This is a genomic window from Methanobrevibacter olleyae, assembly GCF_900114585.1.
GTDB classification, from domain to species: domain Archaea; phylum Methanobacteriota; class Methanobacteria; order Methanobacteriales; family Methanobacteriaceae; genus Methanobrevibacter; species Methanobrevibacter olleyae.
The window spans coordinates 1-13,234 of record NZ_FOTL01000017.1 but is presented as its reverse complement, the minus strand read 5'-3'; the positions used below and the strand labels follow the sequence as shown (position 1 = coordinate 13,234).

The window sequence follows — 13,234 nt, the reverse complement described above, 5'->3', positions numbered from 1 at the left end:
CTATTAAGGTATAATTAGAAGGATAAAAAGTAAAAATAATAAAATCCTATTAAGGTATAATTATGATAAGTTTTAAAAAAATCATCAAAGATATAGTTAGATACTCTGTAAGAGCTTTTTACATATTAGAATCATATATTATTCCTTCTAATGAAAAAATTATTCTTTTTGAATCAAGTGGTGGACGTAATTACGCAGGTAGCCCTAGATATATCTATGAAGAAATGGTGAATCAAGGATTAGATGATGAATTTAAATGTATATGGTCACTAACAAATACAAATATTGAAATACCTGGAAATGCTATAAAAGTTAAAAGATCTTTTTTTAAATACTTATATTATACTCTTAGAAGTGGAGTTTGGATTTTTGACTCACGGCATTTGTATTATCTAAGAAAAAATAAAAAAACAAAGTATATTCAAACATGGCATGGAACTCCATTTAAAAAATTAGCTTTGGATATGGATGTTATGGATATGAGTGGTAATAAAGATATTAAGAAATATCGTGAAGATTTTGAAAAAAATACTAAAGATTGGCAATATCTATTATCACAAAATAAACACTCATCTAAGATATTTAAAAAAGCTTTTAATTTTAAAGGAGAAATACTTGAAATTGGATATCCTCGTAATGATATCTTATTTAAAAGAAATAATGAAGAAGATCTAGAAAAAATAAAAGCAAAATTGAAAATCCCTAAAGATAAGAAGATTATACTTTATTCCCCCACTTGGAGAGATAATCAGTATAATAAAGTAGGAGAATATAAGTTCACAACAGAGATGGATTTTAAGAAGATGTATGAAAACTTTAAAGATGAATATATTATAATAGTTAAATTCCATTATTTAGTTAAAGAAGATATTGATTGGAGCGAATATAAAGACTTTATTATTGAATGTGATGCAGAATGGGATATTCAAGAGCTTTATTTAATTTCAGATATGATGATAACTGATTATTCATCAGTTATGTTTGATTATGCTATATTAAAAAGACCTATGATTTTCTTTACATATGATTTAGATAATTATACAAATAATATAAGATCCTTTTATTTTGATATTTTTAAAGAAGCACCTGGTCCAAAAGTTGAAAAGAATGAAGAATTAATTAGTATTATAAAAAATTTTAACATCAATAGTTATAGAGAAGAATATGGTGAAAAATATAAGAAATTCAATGAAAAGTTTAATCAATTTGATGATGGAAATGCATCGAAAAAAGTTGTTGAACTAATTAAAGAATAAAATTCAATTTATAGCCACAATTAATACAATGACTGTCTTTTATTTTATTTTTATCCATATTACAATATCTTTCTCTTTCTATTAAAATCTCACCACAATTAGGACAATATGTATTTTTATCACCTTTCATATTTCCTAAATAAACATAGTCTAATCCCATATCAATAGCTATTTCCTTTGCTTTAAGTAGATATTCAATCTTTGTTGGACTTTTATCATTCATTTTATACATTGGAAAAAATCTTGAAAAGTGAAGGGGAACTTCAGGACCTAATTCATCTAATATGAAATTAGAAATGGACTTTATATGATCTTTTTTTGTATTTAAATCATTGATTAAAAGAGTGCTTATTTCTAAATGAGTTCCATACTTGTTTTTTGCATCATAAATAGTTTTTAAATTATCTAGCACAATATCCAATTTTCCACCGCAAATCTTTCTATACAATCTATCATCGAAAAATTTTAAATCAATATTAAATGCATCAATAAATTTTAAGGTTTCATCTAATGATTCTTCACTCATATAGCCATTACTTACATAAACATTTTTAAGATTTTTCCTATGTGCAAGTAGAGAAGTTTCTTCGGCGAAGTGAAAGTAGGGGGTAGGTTCATTATAGGTCCAAGAAATCGATAGACAATCTTCATTAATAGCATTTTTAACAATGGTTTCTGGCAGTATTTCAATTGAGTTATTTAAATTATAGGAATTTCTTGATAAGATATAGTTCTGACAGTTTAAACATGAGAAATTACATCCAAAACCACCAATTGAAAAGGTAGATGAGCAAGGTAAAAAATGATACAAAGGTTTCTTTTCAATTGGATCTATATGATAATTAGCTATTCTATGATAATTACATGAATATAACTTACCATCAATGTTTTTCTGACTATTACAAAACCCATAGCTATTACTTGCTATTTTACACATCTTTCCACATAAATTACATTGAACTATTTTTTTATTCTTATTGTGATTATTATTTAAATCAAAATTTTCATCATATAATTTGGTATAAAACTTAGATTCATATAACATAAAAACACCTAATTAAAAAAAGATTCATAATTGATTATTTAAGATGTTGATAACCTCTAGAGCTTATTTTTTCTATATCTCCATTTGAGAGTACTATTTCAACTGTATTTTTATCAGTAATTTCACCAATTATATAGAAGCTTAAATCATTTAATAATTTCTCCTTTAATTCTGTATTTATAGTGAATAAAAGTTCAAAATCCTCTCCTATATGTAATAATAAATCCAGGTAATTAAGGTCTAAAACATTAGCTATTTGCTTAAATTCATCTTCTACTGGAAGTTTATCTTCATAGATTCTAATTCCTTTAGAATAAAAACTATTAGAATTATCAATAAAATTATCACTACCTAAACCACGATTATCAGAATCATTATTAAAATCATCAATACCTAAATTTTGATTATTATTTTTATTATTAAATTTACAGTATTTTTTATCTGAGTTTAAAATTTCATAAAATTCACTAGCAAGGCCATCTGTAATATCAGTTGTAGAGATTCTGTTATTTTCTGTATTATAATCTCTTAAGATATGGCCTTCTTTATATCTTGCTTCAACTTTTAATGCTTTAAAAATAGCCAAGTCACAAAGGCTTGAATCTATTTCATATGCAGTTTTTATCTTCTCTTCAATATCTACCATTTCAAAAAGGTTATTATTTAATTGATTTTTCAATTTTAATAATTCAAATCCAAGTGCTGCAAGACCTAACTCTCCGCTAATGCAAACTAAATCACCTGGTTTAAATCCATACTTCATCAAGACCTTATCTTTATCTACTTGGCCAACAGCTGTTCCAGATAGTATAATTTCATTTGCTTGATTAGTATCTCCACCTATAAGTGGAATATCATAATTATCACAGGCTCTTATAACTCCGCAAATCAAATCATCAAAATCATCTAGTAGCATATCTTTTGGAATAGCTATATTCAATAAAAAGCCAATATTTTCAGCACCCATACTAGCTAAGTCACTTACATTAACGACAACTACTTTATATCCCATCTGGAAATAAGTCATATCTTGTGGAAAATGACTAGATTGAATTAACATATCAGATGATGTAACTAAATAGCTATTTTCATCTAAATTAATCTCTGTCAATGCAGAATCGTCTCCAATTGATATTTTAAAGCTATTAACATTAAAATTATTATCATAGTCATTAACAGATGTATTAAAAATAGAACATGACTTTGATTTTTCTATAATCCTTTCTATTAGTTGTTTTTCACCAACATCAGAGACTTTTATTAAGGTTGATTTCATATGAAAATATTTGTTTTATTTAATATAAAAAAATATACTTAAATTAGAAAAAATAAAAAATAGTTTTAGTTATAAACTAAAAAAAAGAAAAATCACAAAACTATTTAAAAGAATTTTGGTCAAGGTTTTTGAGGCGAAGCCTCAAAAAGCTTGAATTAAAGTTCTAAACTCTTTTTTCATACAAATACACAAATCATCACCTTTAAACTGGCCAAAATTATCGATTATTTCATAATCTAATTTTTTATATAAATTAATAGCTGAATAATTTTCACTACCCGTTTCAATGATTGAATATTTGAAATTTTCCTCTATTGCCAATTTTTCAAGTTGTTTAACAAGTTTATAAGCAATACCTCTCCTACGATATCTTCTCTTTACATAAACTCTTTTAATTTCTATAGTATCTTTGTCAAATAATTTATAGCTAGCACAAGCTATTGGTCTTGTCCAATTTAAAAGAAGTAAAACAATATGAGGATCTTTTAAATCATTATATTCTTGGTATTCTAATGCTATATCACCATAAATTTGAAAATATTCCTTATCTAATTCTTTTGTAAGTTCTATAAATCTTTCATCCTTTTCATTTGTTAGAACAGTTTCCATATTTCCACCTATTCAGTAATGATTGTTTGAAATTGATAAGATTGTTATTTAAAGATTATTTAACATTTAGTTTTTTATAGCATTATTTTAATTCAGTAGTATTTCCTACCTTAGCAAGTTCCCTCTCCCAAAGACCAGGATTGTCTTTTACAAAGTTTTCAAATAGCTCTTTACATCTTAAGTCATTAAGGAGAATTAACTCTACACCATTATCTTTTAAAAGGTTTTCAGCACCCATAAGAGTGGTATTATCTCCAATAACTACTTTTGGAATATTGTAAAGTATAATAGCGCCAGAACACATTGGACAAGGAGAAAGAGTTGTATAAAGAGTAGATTTTCTATAATCTTCATGACTTAGATTTTTTGCATTTTCAATAGCATCCATTTCACCATGAAGAATAAGTGAATTATCTTGAATAATTCTATTATGGCCTCTAGATATAATTTCATTATCTTTTACAAGAACTGCACCAATAGGAATTCCACCTTCAGATAATGATTTTTCAGCCTCTTTAATTGCTTCTTTTATAAATTTTTGATGCATAAAATACCTCAAATAGTTTTAATATTATATTTAAAAAAAGAAAAATAAGAACTTTACTAAAATTGAGTAAAATTATAAAAATAAAAAACCTAAAAAAAGATAAACTAGCCCCAAAATATTAGAAAGAATTTTACTTAAGGTTTGAGGCAATCTTCAAAAAGCTTAGATTAAAGAGCATCTTTAACCATAGATTCTAATATTTCAATTAAAATATCATCATCACAAATTGGTTCAGGATATAATATTTCTCCTTCAAATTCCATCTTTACATCACCATGGTCATGATGGTGATGATGTCCATGGTCATGGCTATCTTCATGATTATGAGAGTGACTATGACTGTGACTGTGGTTGTGATGGTGATGGCCAGTACCATCATCTTCAATAAGGCCTAAGATTGTTGGAATGTCTCTTGTAGTGTGAACACCAGGAGCAATAAATACAGGAACAAGAACCAATCTATCCACTTCATTTTCTTTAACTAGTTTGTTGATTGAACTTGGAATATTAGGTTCTACAAGTTCCATAAATCCAAAGTCAGATGGATAGTCAGTTTGAACTTCAAATTGCTTGAAAACACTAGAAATAAACTCTTTATTATAATTTAATCTACTACCATGAGATACAAGTAAAACTGCAGTTTTAGCCATCTCGTCAAGTTCTGAATCTTCAAGTGCAGTAGCTATTCTCTTGTTAATGATTTCTATGAGTCTTGGATTAGGACCTATAGCATCGATTAATTTAAGTTCACCATTAAAATCAACTTCTTCAAGGCCGTATAAATAATGGCTTTCTGGATAATTGCCATCAGGTTGTCTTGGGTCAATTTCTTTAGGTTCAAGACCAAGTATAATCGGAATGTCAATATTAGTATGAATCCCAGCAGCTAAAAATACAGGAGTAGCTATAATACGTTTTAAATTAGGATTGCGTTCTTTTAATATATTAATAGCTTCTGGTAAACTTGGTTTAGCTACTTTCATATAACCGACTTCAGCATCAAATTCTGTTTTTGTTTTAAATTTAGCACAAATATCTTTAAACACTTCTTCTGCATATGGGAGACTACTTCCATGACTTAATAATAAAACAGCAGTATCTTCATAACTCATAATAATCACATATTTAATTTAATTGAATAGTTTAGAAATTTATAATTTAATTAATATTTTCTAAGTTTAAATAAATCTAAAATTTATATAAATAATATCCCTTAACTTAGAAAGAATCTAAAATTTATATAAATAATATTCCTCAAATTAGAAAAAATTTAAAATTTAAATTTGATTTAAATATTATAAAATTATAAAAATCCTTATAGATTTTAGTTAAATTCTCTTATAGTATTAATTATTCCTTAATAATTAATAAACTTTCTTAATAATTATTAAAATTAACTAAAAATTAATATAAAAGTAATAAATTATTAATAAAAATTATAAGAAAAGTATTACTAATAATCAATAAAAAAATAAAATAGCAAAAAGCTATTTTATAAAACTTTTAATTTATTTTAAAATTTTGAATTTAAATCCATATGAAATTACACCATCAGAGCCATCTTCGCGGATTTTTCTAAAGACCATCTCTACAGGGTCTCCAATTTGAATATCATCAACATCTGCATCAACAATTTGTGCAGTTATTTTTGCACCTTCTTCGAGCTCAATAATAGCTACAGCATAAGGAGCTATTTTTTTGAAATCAGAAGTTGGAGTTCTAATTACAGAATAAGTAAATATTTTTCCTTTTCCAGAAAATTGAATATCTTCAATATTTCCTTTTCTTCTACAATCAGGACATATTACTCTTTGTGGGAAGAATATTTGACCACAAGTAGTACATTTAGATCCAACAAGGTTATATCTTTGTTGGATATGACGCCAAGTTCTTACAATATCAGACATGAAATTCCTCCTAATAAATATAAGCATTAACAATGATTTATAATAATTTTTCCACGCTTCTATAAAAAGTTTGATTAAAACTTTTTTCTATTTTTATTTATTTATTAATCTTTTAGTTTATAAATATATCTTTAATTTATAATAATGATTTATTTATAATTCATATATAATAAGTTTTAAGTTTAAAAATGTATTTTACTTTTTACTTTACTAAATAAAGTTTTTTATTCTTTATTTTTTTAATCAGGTAAAATTTTTTATAATTGTCATTATAATTGTATTAATTTTTCTCTTTTATTTAATTTTTCTAATATCAACAATATTATAATCAAAATGAAAAGTTAAATCAAATAGGAAAATTTAATCTTTTTATCAAATTATAATGATTTAAAATAATTTAAATTAAAATTGAGAAACTTTTAAATAGTATTTTTAATAATAAAGCAATTAATGAAAATTAAATATAAAAAAAATAAAAATAACGAGAATGAAAAATTAATATCAAAGGATTTTATTAATGATGAGAATGGAAACATTTCAATTATAATAAGCAGTTTGGTTCTTATTAGCTTTTTAATATTATCAGTAGTTGTTTTAAATACTGCAATAAATCAAATGAATGAAAACAAAGAGGATATTTCATCAAGTCAGTACCAGTACATAATGAATGATTATATTAGAAATATTCCACTTATAGAACGTGAAGCTTTAAAGGAATTAAGTGAAGAAGTGATTAAAAATAGAAGAGCCTGTATAGATTCAAAAAGGGATTTAAAGGAAATGATTGATGAAAAGTTAAGAGTTAAAAATCAGGAGTATTGGGAAAATTATAATGTTTATATCAATTCTTATATAGTATCTATTGAAAATACAAGTAATCCCTTCTCTTACAAATTTAAAAGCTACATTTCAAGTGTAAAGGGAGAGTATTCATTTGAAAATATAGCTTCAGATGATGTTGATTGTATCAATTTAAAAGATCCTATACCTTTATTATACTGTAAAAACTATTACGGCATTAGTTATAATGAAACATCATATAATTATGGAAATTCTTTATCTGAATTCTTACGAGTAAATGAGGTAGAAAATTATTCCTATTATATTAATGCAAGCTCTCCTTTTATTGTAAAAAAATGCCCTTATGACCCCTACAAGCATCATGGAGATGATAATGGAAAAGTGATGAAAAATTGTAGAGATAATGGATATTATCATGAAAGTAGAGATGGAGCATGTTATTTATGTAGACTTGAAGGTAAAAGTGGATGTGAGCATTATGGCTTTGAAACATTTATAAATCCTCAAAAAACAAATGAAACTAATCTTGTATCTGCTTGTGGTAGTGATCATGTAATTTTTAGTGATGATATCTATCCTGGAGTGGAAGTCATCTATTATAGTGAGGAGGGTTTAAATGAGATTTTATATCTTGACCCACATGGCCATAAACTAAAGTATGGAATGAGCGGATATTAAAGATTGGTATGATTAACTATTGGTGATAGTGTAAGAGAAAAGAAAAATATAGAATCAGCTATTGTGATAGTATGAGAGAAAAGAAAAATATAGACTTAACTATTGGTGATAGTGTAAGAGAAAAGAAAATCATAGAGGATTTAATTAAAGATAAATCTGGCCTTTTATATTCAACTGAACTTCTAATTTCGATTATATTACTTGTTTTTATATTGGGAATAATATCTAATTTAAGTGATGATTTAAATGAAAAAGTATTAAGTGAAGAAGAGTTTTCATCACTTGAAGATATCAGTATTAAAACTTGTGATTATCTATTAAATAATCCTGGAAATCCAGAAAATTGGGAAGAGAATGAAAACTTAAATAATGGAATTGTATCATCAAATATTATCCCAGGTCTTGCTATAAAGAATAAAAAGATAGAAAACAACCAGTTTTATAGCAAAAGTTCAAATGATGAGAAAGTAATTACTAATACAATTTCTTATAATAAATTAATCAAAATAAAGAATAATTATAATCAATTGATTACTACTAATCTCTTTAATAACAGTTTTAAAAGTTCAATAGCTATTTATCCCTTGAATAATAAAATAAGACCTATTACAATGGGTTATGGCTTTGATAATAATTTTGGTGATGAAAATAATGAGGAGGGAAACATCATAGTGGTAAATAGAACAGTTAAATGTGATTTTTATTCTAATTTTGTGGTGTATAATTTTAATGACTACGAACTATTTAGAGATGATTATAAAAGAGATGAGATATGTAATCATGATACTAATCCAAATTTAACTAATCACACTAGTGATATAAGAACTTTTTGGCTATGTAAAAATTTTAGAGTTTATAAAAAATCATTAGAAGAATATGATTTTTATTTACTAAGTGATGAGAGTATAAAAAACTCTAATTCTTATTGGATTTTAGAAAGTTTAAATAGAACAAATAACAATAAAGAAAGATTAAATCAAGAGATAATTGATTTAAATCCATTTTTTAGAGAAGATTTAGAAAATTCATCTAACGAGATATACTCTATACATTTTAATACACCTAAAAATAATATAAATGATTTTAAGACTGTTTTAGTAGCTATTCCAAAGAATATGACTAATAATCTAATAGCAAATGATGAGTTAAAATATGATTATTTTAAATCCCAGGAAGTTAATTTTCTACTAAAAATGAGATATAAATAAAAAATTAAAAGTTAATTTTCTACTAAAAATGAGATATAAATAAAAAATTAAAAAAGATAAAATAAAATTTTTCTTGATTATTAAGAAATAGTCAACTGATGAAAAAATTTCAATCAAGGTTTTTAAGAGATAAGCTCAAAAAGCTTGAAAGTTACTCATTGCTTTTTAAAGATTCAACCATATTTACTTTTTTAATCTTTCTTGAAAACATTAAATTAACAATTACAGAAAGTCCAAAGGTTAGAATAAAACTAAGAAGAAGGTTCCATAAATAAATATTGATTGGGAAATAATAATCTTCACCAGCTGAACCCATCATAATAATCATTAAAAGATAAGCTCCTGGAATAGATAGTATAAAACCAATAGTTGAGAACCATAGATTTTGAGTGAGTAGGAGTCTTCTTAAACTTCTTGAATTAAATCCAAGAACTTTTAATGTTGCTAATTCCCTTTGAATTTCAGTAAATGATAATAAACCTAAATTATATAATACTACAACTGCTAAGACGATTGCAAAGAATATAAGAACAAAAACCATTAAATTCATAGCTTCTGTAATGCTATCCCAGCCACTAACAATATCTTCTCTAGTTGAAATACTATCTACACCAGTGTAGTTTTTACTTATATTCTCTTTAGTTAAAATAGTGTTTGTACTATAATTATAATCATCTCCCCCTACTTTTTCATAAACTTTAGGAGACATCATAATTCCTTGACCAAATGGAATTGAATAAGTTTCAGTGATTTCAGAATCAATCCATTTAGGATTGCCAACAACATGCCATCTTACTTTATCGCCTATTTCTAAACCTAAAATTTCAGCCATCCTATCAGAAATAGCTATTCCATTAGGGTCAAGTTGAATATAATTTCTATTAATATCTGTTGTTTTATATAATTCTGATTCATTTAAAACTGTTAGCGTTCCTGTTTTTTTATTGCCTTTATACTTTAATTCAATAGCCTCTTCCATTATTCCTTCACCATTAGTTTCATCTAAAAGGTAGTCTAATTGTGAATCTGTAATGTTTTCATTTAAAAGTAATTTTGAACTATATTGATAAATTTGTTCATACTGCCAGTCTTTTACATCATTCATTGAATCATACATACCAAATGCAGAGATAATAAGAAGTGCACAAGCAAATACACCAAAAATGCTCATTATAGCTCTTACTTTATTTCTTTTTGCATCTCTATAATTCCATCGTTCATTAAAACTTAATTTTTCCCAAATCTTTGTTTTTTCTATAAAATCTGAGCTAACTGGCTTTGGAGCTTTAGGTTTAATTGAATCTGCAGGATTTTCATCACTGATACTTTTAACAGAGATAAATGTTACTGCTACTGAAAATATTACCATTAATGCAGCTACAACAAAGAAAGTCAAATTCCATGCTGGTCCCCAATGTGGAAGTGAATACATTAAAGACATACTTGGATAGAATAGCCGAGGTATTGTCATAGGCCCAATAATAAGTCCTAAAATAGAACCTGTTAATGATAAGAAGAAACCATATAAAAGATAATGATAAATAATTGACTTATTACTATATCCCATAGCTTTTAAAGCGCCAATTTGAGTTCTTTGAGAAGAAATAAGTCTAGACATAGTGGTAAGTAATGTTAAAAGTGCAACAAGTACAAATATTATAGGAAATACTCCTGAAAACATTTGATGTTGATTTATTTCTTCATTTAATGTTTTTACACCAATATTATTATCACGATGTAAAAACTGAACAAATTTTGATCTAGGCATAAGTTCATATAAATCAGATTTAAAGTCTTTTTCCTCAAGCTCCTCATAGGAATCTAATGTAATTGTATTATATTCAACATCAAAATTAGCTGCTTTTGATGAGATATAAGCATAACCTACCTGTTTAAAATCAGGTAATAGGCTACCTTCTTGAATGTAGTAAACATATTCTGGAGAAAATACAATACCTCTAATTGTTTTAGATACTTTTTTTCCATCAAATTTTAAGGTGATTCTATCTCCAATATCTAAATCACGTGCATCTGCAAATCTCTTATCTATCCAAATTCCATCTTTATCATTTTCATCAAAATCTTTTCCTTTAAAAAGATAAAATTTAGATATTTTTTGCTTTCCCTCAAGAATATGTAAAGTAATATCAGGATCTGAAGAATAATTAGCAACCGTATTTACTACCATCTCTCGCTCGGCATCTTTAATTTCTTCCATATTTTTTATATTCTCAAAGGTATCATTATCTAAATCTTCTCCATATACCCATCCATCAGCAAGATTAGTATCTTCGTAATAATGACTTGAAACATCAGACAATCCTACTACTTCACCACTTATACCTGTAAATGCAAAGACACCTAAAAAAGCCATTAAAAAGATAGAGAGAAATTGAATCTTATGATCTTTAAAATCACGTAACATTTTTTTAAGTAAGATTTTCATATTATCCCTTTTTAAATAAGAAAGTATATCGATACCATTGAAAAATAAAATATGCCATAACTGGCAAATTAAAAAATTATTAAATAATTTAAAAAATTAAATAGTTCTACCATTTATCTCATTTACATAATTAAATAATTCTACCATTTTATCTCATTTAGATAATTAAATAATTCTACCATTTTATCTCATTTACATCTGAAGGATTTTCATTGATTGTAACTTCTTCAATTTGTCCATTTTTAATTTTAATCAACTTATCAGCTGCATCAGCTAATTTTGAGTTGTGTGTTACAATAACAACAGTGGTATTTTTTTCATGACACATATTTTGTAATAATGAAAGGATTAAAACTCCAGTATTAGAATCAAGTGCACCAGTAGGTTCATCACATAATAACATTGCAGGCTCTTTTGCTAAAGCCCTTGCAATAGAAACTCTTTGTTGCTCTCCACCAGATAATTGAGCAGGAAATTTGTTATCGTGCCCTCTTAGGCCAACTGCTTCCAATATTTTCCCACCATAAATATCAATATCGGTTATATCCTTCATCAACTCTACATTTTCACATGCTGTTAAATTAGGAATTAAGTTATAAAATTGAAATATAAAACCTACACTTTTAGCTCTGTATTTTGTTAAAGCTTTATCACCATAATCAACAATATTTTCTCCATCCACTATTATTTTTCCACTTGTAGCTGTATCTAATCCACCAAGGAGATTCAATAAAGTAGACTTTCCAGCACCAGATGGCCCTAAAATCACAACGAATTCACCTTTATCTATTTTAAGACTTAAATTATCTAATGCTTTTAATACATGGTCTCCAGTTCTATACTCACGAGAGACATTTTGAAACTCTATCATTGCTGACATATTAGCCCTCACTAATTTAAAATGATTTGAAATATAATCAATAAGATTATTTATAAAAAATATTTTCAGAACAATTAATTTGGATTTAAAAAGAATATTATAAAATTAATCCATAAATCCAAATTAAATAGACTTAAATAAAAAACAATTTTAAAAAAACAAAAGAAATACTTCTCTAATTGTTTGTTTATTTTATATATAACTTAAAAATAATAAACATTTCACTAAATATATTATATATTTTTAATTATATAAATATTTAGGTATATCAAAATATGGCTCTTTCAAAAACTTTGTTGATGAACTTGATTAAGTTTTCGATTTTCATTCCAAATCAAATCTCTGCGATAAATTCTCTTTAAAACACCACGAATAGTCTTAAAAGTTCTTTTTCTTGATTTAGGCATAGTTTTTTGAAAAGCATTTTCAAGCTTATTAGTTGTTCTCTCAATTTTCTTATCTTTTAAATGATAAATAAAGCTTTTATACCTAGAAACAATAAATTTTCTTATAATTTCATAAATAACATTATGAAATTCATTTTTACGATAAATTAAACCTTGTAATTCTTTTTCAGCTTC

At 25.8% G+C, this 13,234-nt stretch carries 12 protein-coding genes; 3 read left to right on the top strand and 9 right to left on the bottom strand.

Features of this window, described 5'->3' with window-relative positions:
• Positions 1 to 62 precede the first annotated feature (62 nt).
• Positions 63 to 1,256 (top strand): CDP-glycerol glycerophosphotransferase family protein, encoded by a 1,194-nt coding sequence (locus BM020_RS05670; protein WP_067148358.1) that lies wholly within the window; start codon positions 63 to 65, stop codon positions 1,254 to 1,256.
• Here the strand turns inward: BM020_RS05670 and amrS are convergent.
• From amrS to BM020_RS05640, 6 genes are all read right to left on the bottom strand, one after another.
• The gene (amrS, locus tag BM020_RS05665) at positions 1,246 to 2,301 is read right to left on the bottom strand and encodes an AmmeMemoRadiSam system radical SAM enzyme (protein WP_074798548.1); all 1,056 of its coding nucleotides are present in this window, start codon (positions 2,299 to 2,301) and stop codon (positions 1,246 to 1,248) included. The genes BM020_RS05670 and amrS overlap by 11 nt on opposite strands.
• 34 nt (positions 2,302 to 2,335) lie before the next feature.
• Entirely contained in the window at positions 2,336 to 3,577 is a 1,242-nt protein-coding gene (locus tag BM020_RS05660) for a thiamine-phosphate kinase (protein ID WP_067148356.1), read from the bottom strand.
• Positions 3,578 to 3,718: 141 nt separating this feature from the next.
• Positions 3,719 to 4,186 carry a GNAT family N-acetyltransferase gene (locus BM020_RS05655; protein WP_074798545.1) on the bottom strand — a complete coding sequence of 156 codons (468 nt, stop codon included), beginning with the start codon at positions 4,184 to 4,186 and terminating at the stop codon, positions 3,719 to 3,721.
• Between the two features lie 82 nt (positions 4,187 to 4,268).
• On the bottom strand, positions 4,269 to 4,733 hold the full coding sequence (locus tag BM020_RS05650) for a nucleoside deaminase (RefSeq protein WP_067148350.1): 465 nt from the start codon (positions 4,731 to 4,733) through the stop codon (positions 4,269 to 4,271).
• 167 nt (positions 4,734 to 4,900) lie between these two features.
• Entirely contained in the window at positions 4,901 to 5,845 is a 945-nt protein-coding gene (gene cfbA / locus BM020_RS05645; protein WP_067148347.1) for a sirohydrochlorin nickelochelatase, read from the bottom strand.
• A 396-nt stretch (positions 5,846 to 6,241) separates the two neighbouring features.
• Positions 6,242 to 6,640 (bottom strand): Zn-ribbon domain-containing OB-fold protein, encoded by a 399-nt coding sequence (locus BM020_RS05640; RefSeq protein WP_067148344.1) that lies wholly within the window; start codon positions 6,638 to 6,640, stop codon positions 6,242 to 6,244.
• A 450-nt stretch (positions 6,641 to 7,090) separates the two neighbouring features.
• Between BM020_RS05640 and BM020_RS05635 the strand changes: the two genes are divergently transcribed.
• On the top strand, positions 7,091 to 8,119 hold the full coding sequence (locus BM020_RS05635) for a hypothetical protein (protein ID WP_067148340.1): 1,029 nt from the start codon (positions 7,091 to 7,093) through the stop codon (positions 8,117 to 8,119).
• Between the two features lie 71 nt (positions 8,120 to 8,190).
• Positions 8,191 to 9,327 (top strand): hypothetical protein, encoded by a 1,137-nt coding sequence (locus BM020_RS05630; protein ID WP_067148337.1) that lies wholly within the window; start codon positions 8,191 to 8,193, stop codon positions 9,325 to 9,327.
• A 151-nt stretch (positions 9,328 to 9,478) separates the two neighbouring features.
• On the opposite strand, the gene BM020_RS05625 is transcribed toward BM020_RS05630, so the two are convergent.
• The 3 genes from BM020_RS05625 to BM020_RS05615 all read right to left on the bottom strand — a co-directional run.
• A complete protein-coding gene (locus BM020_RS05625) occupies positions 9,479 to 11,773 on the bottom strand; it encodes an ABC transporter permease (RefSeq protein ID WP_234970522.1) in 2,295 nt (764 codons plus the stop codon).
• A 175-nt stretch (positions 11,774 to 11,948) separates the two neighbouring features.
• Positions 11,949 to 12,653 carry an ABC transporter ATP-binding protein gene (locus tag BM020_RS05620; protein WP_067148333.1) on the bottom strand — a complete coding sequence of 235 codons (705 nt, stop codon included), beginning with the start codon at positions 12,651 to 12,653 and terminating at the stop codon, positions 11,949 to 11,951.
• Positions 12,654 to 12,937: 284 nt separating this feature from the next.
• The coding region (locus BM020_RS05615) for a hypothetical protein (RefSeq protein WP_074798543.1) at positions 12,938 to 13,234 on the bottom strand (297 nt) is incomplete at its 5' end.